The organism is Cellulosimicrobium sp. RS (assembly GCF_046159675.1).
Lineage (GTDB): Bacteria > Actinomycetota > Actinomycetes > Actinomycetales > Cellulomonadaceae > Cellulosimicrobium > Cellulosimicrobium funkei.
This window is the reverse complement of sequence record NZ_JBJXVU010000006.1, coordinates 288,530-305,177: the sequence shown is the minus strand read 5'-3', so window position 1 is coordinate 305,177 and position 16,648 is coordinate 288,530. Positions and strand designations below refer to the sequence as shown.

The window sequence follows — 16,648 nt, the reverse complement described above, 5'->3', positions numbered from 1 at the left end:
GCGACCGCGACGCGCGCGGTGGCGCGGGCCGTGGGGGAGCGGGCGCCGGTCGTGCGGGAGCGGGCGGCGGGCGCGGCGGGGGCGGCGCGCAGGGCCGCGGCACGCCGAAGGGCCGGGGCGCCCGCGGTCGGGGCGGGAAGCGGCGGTGACGGCTCCGCCGCCCGCGCCGCAGGCTCCGGGTGGCCCGGTCGAGCTCGTGCTGCTCGACGCGGTGCCCCCGGACGAGCGGGGCCGGCTGCTCGCCGCCGCGCTCCGGCTCCGGCTGGGACCCGGGCAGGAGGAGTTCGTGCCGCCCGCGGCCGACGTCGTCGCCGCGGCCCACGCCGACCCGGGTCGGCACCTGCTGGTCGCCCGCCCGCCGGGCGGCGACCCCGTCGCGCTCGGCGTGCTGCACCCCGGCGGTGCCCCGGCCGAGGTCGCGGCGCTGCTCGACGGCGTCGCCCCGGACGGCGTCGTGCTGTTCCGCGGCTTCCTCGTCGACGTCGCGGCGCAGGGCGGCGGCGTCGGGTCGCGCGTCGTGCGGGACCTTCCCGGCGCGGTCGCGGCGCTCGCGGCGCTGCGCGGGCGGACGACGCCGTACGAGGCGCTCGTCCTCACGGTCAACGACCGCAACGCCGCGGGGCGGCGCGCGTACGCGCGCGCGGGGCTGCGCGACCGCGGCGCGTACCTCGGAGGGAGCGCCGGGCCGCAGCGGGTCATGGCGCGCGCGCTCGCAACATAGGCATTGACTTATATAAGCGCAGTATGAAAGATGGGGGTCATGGAAGCGTTCGACGTCCTCGGCGACCCGGTGCGTCGTCGGATCCTCGAGCACCTCGCGCACGGCGAGCAGCCCGCCGGCGAGATCGCGGCGCGCGTGGGGGAGGAGTTCGGCATCAGCCAGCCCGCGGTGTCGCAGCACCTGCGCGTGCTGCGGACCAGCGGGTTCGCGTCGGTCCGCCCGGACGGGACCCGGCGCCTCTACGCGCTCGACCCGGCGGCCCTCGACGAGGTCGAGGACTGGGCCGCGGGCCTGCGCCGGTTCTGGGAGCAGCGGCTGGACGCGCTCGGGACCGAGCTCGCCCGGGGTGCCCGCGAGCGCCGTCGGGCGACGGCACCTGGCGCCGACGAGGACGACGAGCGCCCCACCGACACCACGAGGAGGACAGCATGAAGGACTTCATCGCCGAGCTCGAGGCCGCGCGGCGCACCGTCGGGACGGGAGACCTGCCCGCCGGTGCGGCACGGGTCGTCACCATCGAGCGCACCTACCCGGCCGACGTCGAGGACGTGTGGGACGCCGTCACCGACCCCGAGCGCATCCCGCGCTGGTTCCTGCCCGTGACGGGCGACCTCCGGGTCGGCGGCACCTACCAGGTCGAGGGCAACGCCGGCGGCGAGATCCGCGCGTGCGAGGCCCCGCGGCTCCTGCGGCTCACGTGGGTCATGGGTCCGCCGACGCCGGAGGACTCGTCCGTCGTCGAGGTCCGGCTCGCGCCCGCGCCGGACGGCGGCACGACCCTCACGCTCGAGCACACCGCCGTCGTGCCGCCGGAGATGTGGGACCAGTTCGGCCCGGGGGCGGTCGGCGTCGGGTGGGACGGCGCGCTGCTGGGCCTCGGGCTGCACCTCGACGGCGGGGCGACGCTCGACCCCGAGGCCGTCCTCGCGAGCCCCGAGCTGCGCGCGTTCAACGTCGCGAGCAGCGAGGCGTGGGGAGCGGCGCTCGCCGCGGCCGACGGGCTCGACGCGGACGACGTCGCCGCCCGCGTCGCCGCCACGACGGCGTTCTACGTCCCTGCGGACGAGGACTCCTCCGGCACCCGGTAGGGCCGCCCCCGCGGTCGCCGGTCGCGGGTCGCGCCGCCGGTCCCGCGAGGTACCGCCCTGGGTGGACGCCCCGCGGCGGACGTCCGCCGCGGGGCGGATGTTCACCCGTGGTTCACCCGGCATACCCTCGTCCGATGACTTCGCCCGATTCGTCCCGCACCACGACCCTGCCCGGCCCCGGCCCGACACGTGACGAGGGCGAGGGCACGCTCGTCCGACCCCCGGCGTCCGAGCCGTCGTCCGGGCTCGCGGGGCAGGCGCTCGTGGCGGTGTCGTGGCTCGTCGGGGCGGCGCTCGTCGTCCTCGTCGCCCGGATGCTGCGCGGGCCGAGCGAGTCCCTCTACCTCGCCGTCACGGCGCGCACGGCCGACCTCCCCGGGACGGAGCTCGTCGCCGAGGGCGGCGTGCTCGTGCTCGTGGCCTGGTGCGCGCTCGTGGCCTGGCGCTCGCGCCGGGGCGGCCCGCCCGCGGTCGCGACGACGCTCGTCGCCGGCGTGGGCGCCGTCGCCGCCTACGCCGCGAGCGAGGCCGTGAAGTCCCTCGTGCGGCAGCCGCGCGGCTGCTGGGAGCTGGTCGAGGTCGCGCACTGCCCCGCGGCGGGCGACTGGTCGTTCCCGAGCAACCACACCGCGATCGCGTTCGCCCTCGCGACCGCCGTCGTCCTCGCCGGCGCGCCGGCCGTGCGGGTCCCCGGCGCCGTGCCGGCGCGGCACGCGACCCGCTCCCGCACGCGCGACCTCGCGGTGTGGGTCGTCGTGCCGGCCCTGCTGGCCGTGGCGGTCGCGGCGGCCCGCGTCGCCCAGGGCGTGCACTTCCCGCACGACGTCGTGGCCGGCGCGGCCGTGGGCGTCGCCGTGGTCGTGGCGGCGGTGACGGTGCTCGCCGGTCCCGCCACGACGGCCGTCGCGGCGGCGTGCCGCGTCGACGGGGTGCGCCGCGTGCTGCTCGCCCGACCGTCCTGAGCCCGCCCGCGGGCGGCGCCGTCAGCGCGGCGCGGTGACGAAGACGTCGAACAGCTCCGGGTGGTGGGCGTGCACGAGCACGGCGAACACCACGACGTCGAACAGCAGGTGGACGGCCACGACGTACGTGAGCGACTTGCTCCAGGAGAAGATCCAGCCCTGGACGAGCGCGAACGGCACGGTGAGCAGCGGGCCCCACTCGCGGTAGCCGAGCTCCCAGAGGAACGACACGAAGACCGTCGCCTGCAGCAGGTTCGCCGTCCACACCCCGAAGTGCTCGCGGTACAGCGCGAAGACCACGCACACGAAGAACAGCTCGTCCCAGATGCCCACCGCGTTGACGCCGACGAACAGGCGCGCGATCTCCGCGCCGCCCGTGATCGGCGGCCAGTTGAGGTACGCGCCCGACCCGATGAAGTAGAACGGCAGGATCAGGTAGCCCGCCACGACGACCACGACCAGGTACACGACCTGCCCCCGCGTCCAGCGGCGCCCCGTCGCGACGGGGAACGTGACGGCGTCCTCGCGGAAGACGAAGCGGGAGAGCGCCCACGGGACGAGCACCGCGAGGGAGAGCACGACGGCGAAGCGCGCCATGCCGGCGTCGGACAGGTCGGCCTTCAGCGAGATCGTCGAGATGATCCCCATCCCGACGCCGACCAGCGCGAGGTCGCGGCCGAGTCGACGGTCCACGAGCAGCCCGAGGGCGACCCCGAGGACGAGCGGGACGTACCCGAGCGGGCGCACGTGGACCGCGAAGAGCAGCACCGCGGAGCCGGACACGAGGACCGCGGCGAGCAGACGCAGGGGCGACCCGACCGCCCAGGGCGGGCGGGCGGCGTCGGGCAGCGGGCTGAGCGCGGGGGAGGTCACGCGCACACGGTGCCACGACCCGGGCGCCCGGGCGCGCGCCGCCGCGCCGGGACCGGGCCCCGACCATGCCGAGACCGGGCCGAGACCGGGCCGCTGCCGGGCCGCGCGGGTCCCCGGCGCTACAGCTCCTCGTACACCGCCGGGTCCTGGCCGTTCGTGCGCCCGTCCGGCCGGGCGAGCCCCGTCAGGGCGTTCATCTCGTGCGTGGTCAGCTCGAACGAGAACACGTCGAGGTTCTCGCGCTGACGCTCCGGCGACGACGCCTTCGGCAGCGGCACGACGCCGAGCTGCACGTGCCAGCGCAGGATCGCCTGCACCGGGGAGACGCCGTGCGCGGCCGCGACCTGCGTGACGACCGGGTCCCGGAGCAGGTCGTTCGCGCGTCCGATCGGGCTCCACGCCTCCGTGACGACGCCGCGCTCCGCGTCGGCCGCGCGCTGGAGCGGCTGCGGGAAGTACGGGTGCAGCTCGACCTGGTTCACGACGGGCGTCACGCCCGTCGCCGCGATCACCGCGTCCAGGTGCTCGGGCAAGAAGTTCGAGACGCCGACGTGCCGGACCAGGCCCCGGTCGCGGCACTCCACGAGCGCCTCGTACGCCTCGACGTACCGGCCCACGCGCGGGTTGGGCCAGTGCACGAGGTACAGGTCGATCTGGTCCAGGCCCGTGCGCAGCACCGACTCCTCGACCGTCCGGACGGCGTCGTCGTGCGCGTGGTGGCGCCCGGGGAGCTTCGACGTCACGAGCACGTCCTCGCGCGCGACGTCCGAGCGGCGCACCGCCGCACCCACGGCGCCCTCGTTCTCGTAGCTGAACGCGGAATCGATCAACCGGTACCCCGCGTCGATCGCGCGCGCGACGGCGTCCGCACCCTCCTCGCCCTGGAGCCGGTAGGTGCCGAGGCCGATCGCGGGGATCGTCGTGCCGTCCTGCGCCGCGAGGGTGGGGATCGTCATGGGCCCATCGTGCGGGCGACCCCGGCGGCCCCGCACGTCGGCGGGACGCGGCAGCGGGACCTCGCGCGGGCGAGACGCGAGAAATGGCCCCTGGTCGGCGGGACCAGGGGCCACTTCTCACCTGTCGGCGGGTGCTACGCGGCGCTCGGGAACGGGACCCCCGTGGTCGCGTGGCAGCGGTAGCCGTTCGGGTTCTTGTCGAGGTACTGCTGGTGGTAGTCCTCGGCGTAGTAGAACGGCCCGGCCTCGGCCGCGGGGCGCATCTCCGTCGTCACCGGGTCGTACCCCTTGGCCTCGAGCACCGCGGAGTAGCGCGCCGCCGTCTCACGGACGGCCCGCTCCTGCTCGGGCGTCGTCCAGTACACGGCGGACCGGTACTGGGTGCCGACGTCGTTGCCCTGGCGGTAGCCCTGCGTCGGGTCGTGGCGCTCCCAGAAGATCTTGAGCAGCTCCTCCTCGGAGACCTTCGTCGGGTCGTACGCGACGAGCGCCGTCTCGGTGTGGCCGGTGCGCGCGGTGCACGCCTCCTCGTAGGTGGGGTTCGGCGTCGTGCCGCCCATGTAGCCGACGGCGGTGCTCACCACTCCGGGGACCTGCCAGAAGATCTCCTCGGCGCCCCAGAAGCAGCCCATCGCCAGGTAGAGCACGCGCGTGCCCTCAGGCCACGGGCCGGTGATCGAGGTGCCGAGCACGGTGTGGGGACGCGGCGTCTGCAGCACGGGCGACTGGCGCCCGGGCAGCGCGTCCTCCGGGGCGATCATCGTCGTCTTGCCGGACGAGCCGAAGATCGCGTCGAAGATCGAGTTCATCGCTTACCTCCTGAGGTGCCCGGACGACCGGGGCGCTGGCCCACGACGCATCGTCCTGGCACGGGGTAGAACGCGGCGGGGGCGGTCGGTGTTCCGCGGACGTGCCGCGACCAAGGGGGTCGAGGGAGGCGTCCGGCCCGAGCCTCTCACGGGACGATCGAGTCGATGTACCCGCCGTCGACGCGCACCGCGGCGCCGGTCGTCGCCGACGCGAGCGGTGACGCGAGGTAGGCGACCATGTGCGCGATCTCCTCCGGCTCGATGAGGCGCTGGAGCAGCGACTGCGGGCGGTGCTCGCGCATGAACACGCGCTGCGCCTCGTCCCACGGCAGGTCGTCGCCGACGAGCTCGCGCGCGAACGCCTCCACCCCGCCCGTGTGCGTGGGCCCGGCGAGCACGCTGTTCACCGTGACGCCCGTGCCCGCCGCCGCCTTGGCGAACCCGCGCGAGACGCCGAGCAGCGCCGTCTTCGTCACGCCGTAGTGGATCATCTCGGCCGGGATCGCGACCGCCGAGTCGCTCCCGACGAACTGCACCCGGCCCCAGCCGCGCTCCGTCATCCCCGGCAGGTACGCGCGCGTGAGCCGCACGCCCGCGAGGACGTTCACCTCGAAGTAGCGGCGCCACGTGGCGTCGTCGATCGCGAGCGGGTCCGCGCTCGAGAAGATGCCGAGGTTGTTCACCAGCACGTCGACGTGCGGCACGGCGTCGAGCACGGCCGCCGTCCCCTCGTCGGTCGCGAGGTCCGCGGCCACGCCCAGCACGTCCGCCCCGGGCACGTGCTCGCGCACGTCGGCGGCGGCCCGCTGCGCCGTCTCCTCGGAGCGCCCGTTGACGACGACCGCCGCGCCGCACGCCGCGAGCGTGCGCGCGATCGCGAGCCCGATGCCCTGCGCCGAGCCGGTGACGAGCGCCCTCCTGCCGTCCAGGTCGATCCTCATGCACGGGCTCCTTCCGGGTCGTCGGACGACGGCCGCCGCCCGCCTCCCTACCGTGCCCCGCGGCGGTCGCGGCCGCCACCGCCCCGCCGCCACCGCCCCGCCGCCGTCGCCATGGCCGCCCCCGCCATGGCCGCCGTCGAGCAGGTGGTCCTGGCTCGTCCGGGTAGCGGGACGGACCAGGACCGCCTGCTCGGCGCAGGGGGTGCGCCTAGGCTGGTCGGGTGACCACCTCGAGCGAGCACCCCGACTGGACCACCACCGGCTTCTCCACGCGTGCGATCCACGCGGGCCAGGACCCGGACGCGACGACCGGCGCCGTCGTGCCGCCGATCCACCAGGTCTCGACGTACAAGCAGGACGGCGTCGGCGGGCTGCGCGGCGGCTACGAGTACTCGCGCTCCGCGAACCCGACGCGCACCGCCCTGGAGGAGGCGCTCGCGGCCGCGGAGTCCGGCGGCCTGCGCCCGACGGCGGACGGGTCGCCCGCCGCGCGCGGGTTCGCCTTCGCGTCCGGCCTCGCCGCCGAGGACACGCTGCTGCGGGCCGTCGTGCGCCCCGGGGACCACGTGATCGTGCCCGACGACGCGTACGGCGGCACCTACCGCCTCATCGCCCGCGTGTTCGGGCCGTGGGGCGTCGAGCACACGCCCGTCGACCTCACGGACGTCGAGGCCGTGCGCGCGGCCGTGCGCCCCGAGACGCGCGTCGTCTGGGTCGAGACCCCCACGAACCCGCTGCTCGGCGTGAGCGACGTCGCGGCGCTCGCGGGCGTCGCGCACGACGCCGGGGCGCTGCTCGTCGTCGACAACACGTTCGCGACGCCCTACCTCCAGCAGCCGCTCGCGCTGGGGGCGGACGTCGTCGTGCACTCGACCACGAAGTACGTCGGGGGCCACAGCGACGTCGTCGGGGGAGCGCTCGTCGTGGCGACGGGCGCGCAGCTCCCCGGCGGGCTCGCGTCGCCCGCGGGCGGCACGGACGTCGCGGGGGCGGTGGGCTTCCACCAGAACGCGTCGGGCGCCGTCGCCGGGCCGTTCGACGCGTGGCTCACGCTGCGCGGGCTCAAGACGCTCGCGGTGCGCATGGACCGCCACCAGGCGAACGCGGCCGCGGTCGCGGAGTTCCTCGACGCGCACCCGGCCGTGACCGAGGTGATCTACCCGGGCCTCGCGTCGCACCCGGGCCACGAGCTCGCCGCGCGTCAGATGTCCGGTTTCGGCGGCATGGTCTCGTTCCGCGTGGGCAGCGAGGCGAAGGCGCTCGACGTGTGCGCGCGCACGCGGGTGTTCACGCTCGCGGAGTCGCTCGGCGGGGTCGAGTCGCTCGTCGAGCACCCCGGACGCATGACGCACGGTTCCGTCGCGGGCACGGCGCTCGAGGTCCCCGACGACCTCGTCCGGCTCTCCGTCGGCATCGAGGACGTCGAGGACCTCCTCGCCGACCTCGGGCAGGCGCTCGCCTGACGGGGAGATCCTGCGCACACCGCGCGGGCTCGCCGTGCGCAGGGGCGCGCGGCGGGGGCCGCTCCCCTAGGGTTGCGCTGTGAGCGCGCAGACGGACCAGCACCGCACCCCCGACCCGCTTCCTCCCGCGCGTCCCGGCGCAGCGGCCGTGCCCGACGCCGTGCGCTCGGCCGCCGCGTGGTCGTGGCGCCTGCTGCTCATCGGCGCGGCGATCGCGGCCGGGCTGTGGGTCGTGACGCAGCTCAAGGTGATCGTCGTGCCGATCGCGGTGGCGCTGCTGCTCACCGTGCTCCTCACGCCGGTCCAGCGGTTCTTCCGGCGGCACCTGCGCATGTCGCGCGGCCTCGCGTCGGGCGCCGCGCTCATCGCGCTCATCGTCGTGGTCGCGGGGCTCATCGCCATCGCGGGGCAGCAGATCGTCAGCGGCTTCCAGGACCTGCGCGACCAGGCCGTCGAGGGCTTCGAGCAGTTCACGAACTGGCTCGCCGACGGCCCCCTCGGCCTCGACTCCACCACGCTCTCGCACTGGCTCGACCAGGCGGGGACCGCGGTCTCCGAGAACCAGGACTCGATCGTCTCGGGCGCGCTGGGCGCGGCGACGACCATCGGCCATGTGCTCGCCGGGGCCCTCATCGCCCTGTTCTGCACGTTCTTCTTCCTGCTCGACGGCCGCTCGATCTGGTCGTGGGTCGTGGGGCTGCTCCCGCTGCGCGCCCGCGACCGCGTGCACCAGGCCGGCCGCCGCGGCATCGTGACGCTCGCCGCGTACACGCGCACCCAGATCCTCGTTGCCGCGGTCGACGCGGTCGGCATCGGCGTCGGCGCCGCGTTCTTCGTGCCGTCGCTCGCGCTGCCGCTCGGCATCCTCGTCTTCGTCGGGTCGTTCATCCCGATCGTCGGTGCCATCGTCACCGGGTCCATCGCGGTGCTCGTCGTGCTCGTCGCGCAGGGCTGGGTGCAGGCGCTCGTCATGCTCGGCATCGTGCTGCTCGTGCAGCAGATCGAGGGCCACATCCTCCAGCCCTTCCTCATGGGGCACGCCGTCTCGCTGCACCCCGTCGCCGTCCTGCTCGTCGTCGCGGCGGGCAGCTTCGCCGCGGGCATCGTCGGCGCGCTGTTCGCTGTCCCGATCGCCGCGGTGCTCAACACGGTGGTGCTCTACCTGCACGGCCACGACAAGTTCCCCGAGCTCGGCACCGACGACCGCGTCGTCGTGCGCGGCAGCCCGCAGCCGCCCGTCATCGCGCGCGCCGAGTCCGACCTCGACGACACGGGCGCCCGCCGCCCCGGTCGCCGGGCGCACGACGCCGGCGGCTCGGCGGTCGTCGAGACGCAGGACGCCGGCGTCGCCGACGCACCGGGCGAGGGCACGCCGGGAGAGGCGCGGTGACCTCGGGTCCCGTGCCCGTCCCGCTCGACGACGTCCGCGACGCCGCCCGCCTGCTCGACGGCGTCGCGTACCGCACACCGGTCCACACCACCCGGGCGATCAGCGAGGCGGCGGGCGTCCGGGTCCTGCTCAAGTGCGAGAACCTCCAGCGCGCGGGGTCGTTCAAGGTCCGCGGCGCCTACGTGCGCATGGCGCGCCTGAGCGCCGACGAGAAGGCGCGCGGCGTCGTCGCGGCGAGCGCGGGCAACCACGCGCAGGGCGTCGCGTTCGCCGCGGGACTGCTCGGCATCCGGGCCGTCGTGTACATGCCGGTCGACGCCGCGCTCCCCAAGGTCGCGGCGACGCGCCAGTACGGCGCCGAGGTCCGGCTCGTCGGCGCCGACGTGGACGAGACGCTCGCCGCCGCGCGCGCCGAGGCCGACCGCACCGGCGCCGTGTTCATCCACCCGTTCGACCACCCCGACGTCGTCGCGGGCCAGGCGACCATCGCGCTCGAGATCCTCGAACAGGTGCCCGACGTCCGGACCGTCGTCGCCCCGCTCGGCGGCGGCGGGCTCGTCGCCGGGCTCGCCGCGGCGTTCGCCCAGGCCGCGCCGCACGTGCGCGTCATCGGCGTGCAGGCGGAGCGCGCCGCCGCCTACCCGGGCTCGCTCGCCGCAGGAGAGCCGACGACGGCCCGGCTCGCCGGGACGATGGCCGACGGCATCGCGGTCGGGACCCCGGGAGCGGTGCCGTTCGGGATCGTCGCGCACCACGGCGTCGAGGTGCGCACCGTGACCGAGGAGGAGATCTCCCGGTCCCTGCTCATGGTCGCCGAGCGCGCAAAGCTGCTCGTGGAGCCCGCCGCCGCGACCGGCGTCGCGGCGCTCCTGTCCGGGACGGCCGCGGTCGACGCCGGCGCGGCGGACCCGGTCGAGGGACCGGTCGTCGTCGTGCTGTCCGGGGGGAACGTCGACCCGCTCGTGCTGCTGCGGGTCGTGCGGCACGGCCTCGCCGCCGCAGGCCGGTACATCCAGCTCCAGGTGCTGCTCGACGACCGCCCCGGCGCCCTCGCGCGCATGCTCGAGGCGATCGCGGCGAGGCGGGGAAACATCATGCACATCGACCACGACCGCACCGACGTGGGCCTCGCGATCGGCGAGGCGTGGGTGCGCATGCAGGTCGAGACCAAGGGCCCCGAGCACTGTGACGAGCTCGTCGCCCACCTGCGCTCCGCGGGCTACCGCGTCGAGCGCAGCGACGGCGGGTCGCCGCGGGTCTGACGAGACCCGAGAAGCGAGAAGTGGCCCCTCCGACACGTGTCGGAGGGGCCACTTCTCACGTCTCGCCCGGCGGCGTGCGGCCGCCGGGGGCGCGTCAGCCCTCGAAGGGCTTCGCGGCGGTGATCTTCACGGCGATCTCGTTGCCGTTCGGAGCGGTGTAGCTGGTCTCGTCGCCGACGGTCTTGCCGTCGATCGCGGCACCGAGCGGGGACGTCGGCGAGTACACGTCGAGGTCCGTCGTGCCGGCGATCTCGCGCGAGCCGAGGAGGAACGTCATCTCGTCGCCCGCGACGACGGCCGTGACGACCATGCCGGCCTCGACCTTGCCGTCGTCCGGCGGCGTGCCGATGCGCACGTTGCGCAGCTTCTCGGTGAGCTCGCGGATGCGGGCCTCGTTCTTGGCCTGCTCCTCGCGGGCGGCGTGGTAACCGCCGTTCTCCTTGAGGTCGCCCTCGTCACGGGCGGCGGCGATGCGCTCCGCGATCTCGGTGCGGCCCTCGCCGGACAGGTGGGCGAGCTCGGCCTGCAGCCTGTCGTGCGCCTCCTGGGTCAGCCAGGTGACGGTGGTGTCGGTCACGGTTCGCTCCTTCCTTTCCATGGTTCGACGGTCGCGCCGGGCACGGCCGTGCAGAGACGGGCAGCCGGGGCGCGTGCTCACGCGAGCGCCTGCCTGCCCGGGTCGGTGACGCTGCCCGGGTGGCAGCGCGGAGGACTGGTTCCCGCCGGACCGCCGGGTCGCCCGGTGGTCGGTCGCCTGTCACGAGCACCGGCCGCGGGCCGCACGCGGTCGGGTGCGGGAATCCCTCAGGATAGCAAAGCACGAGGTGCCGACGGCGCGGGGCGGGCCGGTCCGGCGGCACGACGGACGGGAGTGCGGCGGCCGGGCCGCACGACGGCCGGGCGGCTCAGGGGGCCGGGCGGCAGGACTGGACGATCCCCGTCGTGGCGAGCTCCGACGTCGCGACGCTCACGGTGTAGCGCGACTCCGTGACCTCGACGGGACCGACCGTGACGTCGACCGTGCCGACCTGCGCGTAGCTCTCGGCGAGCGCGTCGAGGGTGCACGTCGCCGTCGTGCCCGGGTCCATGTACACCTCGAACGTGACGTCCACGCGCTCCGGGCTGACGACGGTGTACCCGAAGTCCTTGTAGCGCACCGGCTCGTTCGCGTAGCGCAGCCCGATGACGAACGTGACGGCGAGCCCGACGACCGCGACGAGCACGATCCCGACGACCGCCAGGCGCCGACGCCGCTCGGTGGGCTCGGGCCCGTACCGGCCCGCCGGAGGGCGCAGGGGCGTGCTCGGGCTCGGCTGCGGGGCGGTGGTCTCGTTCGTCATGGTGCGGTCCCGTGGTCGGTGCCGCCGCGCCCCGGTCGCTGGCCCGGCGGGTGCCGGCGGTGGCCGGCGGTTCGTCAGGTGTGGGCGCGGTGGTGGATCATGTCCTCGACCCATCTTCGCAGAGCCCCGGCCCTCGTCGTGCACCCACGGCGTCCTGTGCCGCGTCCCAGGCCGCGCGAGGAGACGTACGACGCACCCGGGAGGACCAGTGGCCGAACCCGCGGCCGGATCGACCACCCACCGCGAGCAGCCGGAGACGCTCCGTCTCCTGGCCGTGCACGCCCACCCCGACGACGAGTCGAGCAAGGGCGCCGCGACGACGGCGCGCTACGCGGCCGAGGGCGTGGACGTGCTCGTCGCCACGTGCACCGGGGGCGAGCGTGGCGACATCCTCAACCCGAGCTTCGGCGAGGGCCCGGCGGACATCGAGGGCATGCGCGCCCTGCGCCGCGTCGAGATGGCCGCCGCGGCGCGCGCGCTCGGCGTCCGGCAGCAGTGGCTCGGGTTCGTCGACTCGGGGCTGCCCGAGGGGGACCCGCTGCCGCCGCTGCCCGAGGGCTCGTTCGGTCTCGTGCCGCTCGAGGAGGCGGCCGCGCCGCTGGTCGAGCTCGTGCGCGAGTTCCGTCCGCACGTCGTCACGACGTACGACCCGTCGGGCGGCTATCCGCACCCGGACCACGTCATGTGCCACCGCGTCGCGTTCGAGGCGTTCCACGCCGCGGGCGACCCGGAGCGCTACCGCCGGGAGGGCGGCGCGGCGCCCTGGTCGCCGCTCAAGCTGTACTACAACCACGACTTCTCGATGAACCGCATCCGCACGCTCCACGAGGCGATGCAGGGCGCGGGTCTGGAGTCGCCGTTCGGCGACTGGGTCGAGTCGCGGTCCGCGCGGGAGATCCCCGAGCGCGAGGTCACGACGCGCGTCCACGTGGCGCGCTACTACGCCCAGCGTGACGCGGCGCTCATCGCGCACGCGTCGCAGATCGACCCGGAGGGCTTCTTCTTCGCGATCCCGCGCGACCTCGAGGTCGACGTGTGGCCGTTCGAGGAGTTCGAGCTCGCGGAGTCGCGCGTCCCGACGGACCTGCCGGAGGACGACCTGTTCGCCGGCGTGCGGGAGCTCGTCGCGGGCGAGGAGGTGGCCTCATGAGCGCGGCACCCTTCCTCGACGTGCCGACGCTCGCGGGCGGCCCGGGTTGGGCGGCGGACGTCGTCGCGGAGACCGCGACGCCGAGCCCGTCGGACGACCCGCTGCGCGAGGACCTGGACCCGAACGACGTGTCGCCCGGCCTCGCCGGGTTCCTCGCGATCTTCGCCGTGGCGCTCGCGACCGTGGCCCTGTTCTTCGGGCTCTCGCGCCAGCTCCGACGCATGCGGCACAACGCCGAGACCCAGGGGATCGGCCCGGACGGCCCGGTCGACGCGACCGCCCCGGAGACCCCCGCCGGCTCCGCGTCCGCCGGCTCCGCGTCCGACGGCGCCGCGCCGGACAGCTCCACGTCCGGCGGCACCCACGACGGGCGCGGCCCGGACGAGAGCGGCCCGGAGCGGCAGGGCTGACCGTGGCGACCGGCGCTCGCGTCACGATCGGGCAGCTCGAGGTCTCGGCCGACCACGCCGCGAACCTCGTGACCGTCGGCGCGGCGTTCCGGGAGGCGGCGCGCGTGCGCGCCGACCTGCTGGTGCTGCCGGAGTACGCCGCGGCGTTCGACCCGCGCGGCACCGGCGCGGAGCACGCGGAGCCGCTGGACGGGCCGTTCGTCGGCACGCTGCGCCGGCTCGCGCGCGAGCACGGTGTCGCGGTCGTGGCGGGGACCCTCGTGCCGGGCAGCGCGTCCGGCCGGGCGGTCAACGTCGTCGTGGCGGTGGACGCCGCGGGCGACCTCGTGGGGACGTACCGCAAGGTGCACCTCTACGACGCCTTCGGTCACCGCGAGTCGGACCGGCTCGACGCGGGGGACCCGGCCGCGCCGCCGCTCGTGCTGCGCGTCGGCGACCTGACGTTCGGCGTGATGACCTGCTACGACCTGCGCTTCCCGGAGAGCGCGCGGCGCCTCGTGGACGCGGGCGCCGACGTGCTGGTGGTGCCGGCTGCGTGGGCGGCGGGCGAGCTCAAGGCGGACCAGTGGCGCACCCTCGCGCGGGCCCGCGCGATCGAGAACACCGCCGTCGTGCTCGCCGTGGGTCAGGCGGGCCGGGGCGTGACCGGGCGCTCCCTGCTCGTCGGCCCCGACGGCCAGGTGGGGCTGGAGCTCGGCGAGCGCGCGGAGCTGCGCAGCGCGGACCTCGACCCGGCCGCGCTGGCCGCGGTGCGCGAGCGCAATCCGTCGCTCGCGAACCGGCGCTACGTCGTCGTCCCGAAGGACTGAGCCGCGCGGGGCGCCCGGGTGGGCGCTCAGCGCGACGGGCGCTCAGCGTGCGGCGAGCGCCGCGATGAGGATCGCGGCGTAGTGGCACCCGTAGCCGACGACCGTGAGCACGTGGAAGATCTCGTGGAAGCCGAACCAGCGCGGGCTGGGGTTGGGCTTCTTGATGCCGTAGACGACGGCGCCCAGCGTGTAGGCGAGGCCGCCGACGGCGACGAGCCAGACGATCGCCGGGCCGTTCGTCGTCGTCCAGAACTGCGGCATGTAGCCCACCGCGACCCACCCGAGCGCGACGTAGATGGGCACGTACACCCACCGCGGGGCGTCGAGCCACAGGATCCGGGCGAGGAGGCCGAGCAGGGCCCCGCTCCACACGATCGCGAGCAGGATCGTCGCGGTCCGCTGGGGGAGCAGGAGCACGGCGAGGGGCGTGTAGGTGCCCGCGATGATGAGGAAGATGTTCGAGTGGTCGGCGCGGCGGAGCACGCCCGCGACGCGGGGCGACCACGTGCCGCGGTGGTAGACCGCGCTCGTGCCGAACAGCAGGCACGCGCTGAGGCCGAAGACGGCGCACGCGACCTTGCCCGCGACGGGTGGCGCGACGAGCACGAGGACGATGCTCGCGACGAGCGCGAGGGGGAACGTCCCCGCGTGGATCCAGCCGCGCAGGCGCGGCTTGACGACCTCGGCGACCTTCGCGACCGCGTCGCCCACGTTCTCGCGGACGGAGTCGAGCGCGTCGGTGCCGGGTGCGTGCGCCGGGCCCGGGTCGGCGGGCGGCGCGCTCGGGGTGCGGTCGCGGTCGGTCGGTCGGTCCACGACGTCTCCTCGGTGGTGTGTCCGTGCACGGAAGAGGCCGGCGCGGGGCTCCCACGCCAACCTACGCCATCGTAAGTTACGCCAACGTAGGTTCGCGACCGGTCCCCGCCTCGCGGTGTGAAGATCCTGGGCAGGGGCGCGCGGAGCGGTCCGGGCCCGCCGGACCGGGCACGGACGAGCGGTAGCGTGTGCGGGTTCGGCCCGAGCGCCCCGCACCGGGGCGCGCCCGCCGGGCGTCCCCGTCCGCCCATCGCCGAGGAACCAGCGTGCGCCTGCCCCGCCCCGTCTACGGACTCTACGAGCGTCGCCTCGCGGCGACCCTCTCGCGCGAGAGCGTCCCGCGCCACGTGGGGGTCATCCTCGACGGCAACCGGCGGTGGGCGCGCTCGTTCGGGGAGTCCACGGCGACCGGCCACCGCCGGGGTGCCGACAAGATCACGGAGTTCCTGGGCTGGAGCGAGGACCTCGGCGTCGAGGTCGTCACGCTGTGGATGCTCTCGACCGACAACCTGTCGCGGTCGCAGGAGGAGCTGTCGGCGCTGCTCGACATCATCGAGGACGCCGTGCGCGACCTCGCCGAGACGGGCCGCTGGCGCCTGCGGGTCATGGGTCGGCTCGACCTGCTGCCCGAGCGGCTCACGGCGGCGCTGCGCGACGCCCAGCAGCGCACGGCCGCCGTCGACGGCCTCCAGGTCAACGTCGCGATCGGCTACGGGGGGCGCCACGAGATCGCCGACGCCGTGCGGTCGTACCTGCGCGAGCAGGCCGCCGCGGGCGCGCGCCTGCAGGACCTCGCGGAGAACCTCGACGTCGAGCACATCGAGGAGCACCTCTACACCAAGGGCCAGCCGGACCCGGAGCTCGTCATCCGCACGTCGGGCGAGCAGCGCCTCGGCGGCTTCCTGCTGTGGCAGAGCGCGCACTCGGAGTTCTACTTCTGCGAGGCGTACTGGCCCGACTTCCGTCGCGTCGACTACCTGCGCGCGCTGCGCGCGTACTCGCAGCGCGAACGCCGGCTGGGCCGCTGATCGGTCACCCGGCGGGTAGGGTCGATGCGAATGCATCGACCGATCCGTCCGGGGGCGACATGACGCAGCAGCACGCCGACGACGCGGGCCCCGAGCCGGGCCCCGGGAGCGCGCGCCTCGCCGTCGAGACGTGGGAGTCCCTCTTCCGGGCCCAGGTCGCGATCATGCGGCGGCTGCAGTCCGACCCGGTCTGGGACGGCCTGACCCTGCGCGAGTACGACGTGCTGTTCTCGCTGACGAAGGGCCCCGAGGACGGGATGCGGCTGCGCGACCTCAACGCGTACATCCTGCTCAGCCAGCCCTCGCTGAGCCGCATGGTGGACCGGCTCGCGGCGCGCGGCCTCGTCGAGCGGGCGACCCCGCCGGACGACGCGCGGGGCACGCTCGTCCGGCTCACCCCGGCGGGCCGGGACCTCCAGCGCGCGACCGGCCGCGCGCACGCCCGGGCCATCGCGACGTACGTGGGCGGCGCGCTCGACGACACCGACCTCGCCACGCTCGGCGAGCTGCTCGAGCGGCTGCGCGCCGCGCAGCCGGACATCCCGGACGCCGCGCCGGGACGCGCGGCGGGCGCCCCGGGCGCCTGAGCGCGCGCCCACGGACGAGGCGGGCACCTCGGCGCCTCAGCAC

Annotated in this window: 19 protein-coding genes; 12 read left to right on the top strand and 7 right to left on the bottom strand. The window is 75.4% G+C overall.

Annotated elements, in window-relative coordinates; translation table 11 throughout:
• Positions 1 to 145 precede the first annotated feature (145 nt).
• The 4 genes from ACI769_RS11720 (at position 146) to ACI769_RS11705 (ending at position 2,771) form a co-directional block, all read left to right on the top strand.
• Positions 146 to 721: a GNAT family N-acetyltransferase gene (locus tag ACI769_RS11720; RefSeq protein WP_409141618.1), complete on the top strand. Its 576-nt coding sequence runs from the start codon at positions 146 to 148 to the stop codon at positions 719 to 721.
• 39 nt (positions 722 to 760) lie between these two features.
• Entirely contained in the window at positions 761 to 1,153 is a 393-nt protein-coding gene (locus ACI769_RS11715) for a helix-turn-helix transcriptional regulator (protein WP_186381269.1), read from the top strand.
• Positions 1,150 to 1,809: an SRPBCC family protein gene (locus ACI769_RS11710; RefSeq protein WP_409141617.1), complete on the top strand. Its 660-nt coding sequence runs from the start codon at positions 1,150 to 1,152 to the stop codon at positions 1,807 to 1,809. The genes ACI769_RS11715 and ACI769_RS11710 overlap by 4 nt, the downstream gene beginning before the upstream one ends.
• A gap of 134 nt (positions 1,810 to 1,943) precedes the next feature.
• Positions 1,944 to 2,771 (top strand): phosphatase PAP2 family protein, encoded by an 828-nt coding sequence (locus tag ACI769_RS11705; protein ID WP_409141616.1) that lies wholly within the window; start codon positions 1,944 to 1,946, stop codon positions 2,769 to 2,771.
• A gap of 21 nt (positions 2,772 to 2,792) precedes the next feature.
• Here the strand turns inward: ACI769_RS11705 and ACI769_RS11700 are convergent, their stop codons facing one another.
• From ACI769_RS11700 to ACI769_RS11685, 4 genes are all read right to left on the bottom strand, one after another.
• Positions 2,793 to 3,620, bottom strand: coding sequence for a type II CAAX prenyl endopeptidase Rce1 family protein (locus tag ACI769_RS11700; RefSeq protein ID WP_409141620.1), 828 nt, complete (start codon positions 3,618 to 3,620; stop codon positions 2,793 to 2,795).
• A 143-nt stretch (positions 3,621 to 3,763) separates the two neighbouring features.
• Positions 3,764 to 4,600: an aldo/keto reductase gene (locus ACI769_RS11695; RefSeq protein WP_409141615.1), complete on the bottom strand. Its 837-nt coding sequence runs from the start codon at positions 4,598 to 4,600 to the stop codon at positions 3,764 to 3,766.
• A 134-nt stretch (positions 4,601 to 4,734) separates the two neighbouring features.
• Positions 4,735 to 5,409 carry a peptide-methionine (S)-S-oxide reductase MsrA gene (gene msrA, locus ACI769_RS11690; protein ID WP_043655228.1) on the bottom strand — a complete coding sequence of 225 codons (675 nt, stop codon included), beginning with the start codon at positions 5,407 to 5,409 and terminating at the stop codon, positions 4,735 to 4,737.
• A gap of 146 nt (positions 5,410 to 5,555) precedes the next feature.
• Complete coding sequence (locus ACI769_RS11685; RefSeq protein ID WP_034653373.1) at positions 5,556 to 6,350, bottom strand: SDR family NAD(P)-dependent oxidoreductase; 795 nt, start codon at positions 6,348 to 6,350, stop codon at positions 5,556 to 5,558.
• Positions 6,351 to 6,571: 221 nt separating this feature from the next.
• On the opposite strand from ACI769_RS11685, the gene ACI769_RS11680 reads away from it, so the two are divergent.
• From ACI769_RS11680 to ilvA, 3 genes are all read left to right on the top strand, one after another.
• A complete protein-coding gene (locus ACI769_RS11680) occupies positions 6,572 to 7,813 on the top strand; it encodes a cystathionine gamma-synthase (protein ID WP_086150864.1) in 1,242 nt (413 codons plus the stop codon).
• A 79-nt stretch (positions 7,814 to 7,892) separates the two neighbouring features.
• Positions 7,893 to 9,203 carry an AI-2E family transporter gene (locus ACI769_RS11675; protein ID WP_081600043.1) on the top strand — a complete coding sequence of 437 codons (1,311 nt, stop codon included), beginning with the start codon at positions 7,893 to 7,895 and terminating at the stop codon, positions 9,201 to 9,203.
• Complete coding sequence (ilvA, locus tag ACI769_RS11670; protein ID WP_085387484.1) at positions 9,200 to 10,465, top strand: threonine ammonia-lyase; 1,266 nt, start codon at positions 9,200 to 9,202, stop codon at positions 10,463 to 10,465. Before ACI769_RS11675 ends, ilvA begins: the two co-directional genes overlap by 4 nt.
• Before the next feature lie 94 nt (positions 10,466 to 10,559).
• Here the strand turns inward: ilvA and greA are convergent, their stop codons facing one another.
• Together greA and ACI769_RS11660 are read right to left on the bottom strand one after the other, a co-directional pair.
• On the bottom strand, positions 10,560 to 11,042 hold the full coding sequence (gene greA, locus ACI769_RS11665; RefSeq protein WP_021483866.1) for a transcription elongation factor GreA: 483 nt from the start codon (positions 11,040 to 11,042) through the stop codon (positions 10,560 to 10,562).
• Between the two features lie 328 nt (positions 11,043 to 11,370).
• Positions 11,371 to 11,805, bottom strand: coding sequence for a DUF4307 domain-containing protein (locus tag ACI769_RS11660; protein WP_051876692.1), 435 nt, complete (start codon positions 11,803 to 11,805; stop codon positions 11,371 to 11,373).
• Positions 11,806 to 12,013: 208 nt separating this feature from the next.
• Here ACI769_RS11660 and mca point away from each other — a divergent pair, with 208 nt between their 5' ends.
• Genes mca through ACI769_RS11645 form a run of 3 tightly spaced genes read left to right on the top strand, consistent with a single transcriptional unit; the run spans position 12,014 to position 14,174 of the window.
• A complete protein-coding gene (gene mca, locus ACI769_RS11655; RefSeq protein ID WP_051028194.1) occupies positions 12,014 to 12,955 on the top strand; it encodes a mycothiol conjugate amidase Mca in 942 nt (313 codons plus the stop codon).
• Complete coding sequence (locus ACI769_RS11650; RefSeq protein ID WP_085387485.1) at positions 12,952 to 13,365, top strand: hypothetical protein; 414 nt, start codon at positions 12,952 to 12,954, stop codon at positions 13,363 to 13,365. Before mca ends, ACI769_RS11650 begins: the two co-directional genes overlap by 4 nt.
• A gap of 2 nt (positions 13,366 to 13,367) precedes the next feature.
• Positions 13,368 to 14,174, top strand: coding sequence for a carbon-nitrogen hydrolase family protein (locus ACI769_RS11645; protein ID WP_085387486.1), 807 nt, complete (start codon positions 13,368 to 13,370; stop codon positions 14,172 to 14,174).
• A 42-nt stretch (positions 14,175 to 14,216) separates the two neighbouring features.
• On the opposite strand, the gene trhA is transcribed toward ACI769_RS11645, so the two are convergent.
• Positions 14,217 to 14,990, bottom strand: a complete 774-nt coding sequence (gene trhA, locus ACI769_RS11640; RefSeq protein WP_085387487.1) for a PAQR family membrane homeostasis protein TrhA — start codon at positions 14,988 to 14,990, stop codon at positions 14,217 to 14,219.
• Between the two features lie 266 nt (positions 14,991 to 15,256).
• On the opposite strand from trhA, the gene ACI769_RS11635 reads away from it, so the two are divergent.
• Positions 15,257 to 16,018 carry an isoprenyl transferase gene (locus tag ACI769_RS11635; RefSeq protein ID WP_043655243.1) on the top strand — a complete coding sequence of 254 codons (762 nt, stop codon included), beginning with the start codon at positions 15,257 to 15,259 and terminating at the stop codon, positions 16,016 to 16,018.
• A 59-nt stretch (positions 16,019 to 16,077) separates the two neighbouring features.
• On the top strand, positions 16,078 to 16,605 hold the full coding sequence (locus tag ACI769_RS11630) for a MarR family winged helix-turn-helix transcriptional regulator (RefSeq protein ID WP_085387488.1): 528 nt from the start codon (positions 16,078 to 16,080) through the stop codon (positions 16,603 to 16,605).
• Positions 16,606 to 16,648: the final 43 nt, after the last annotated feature.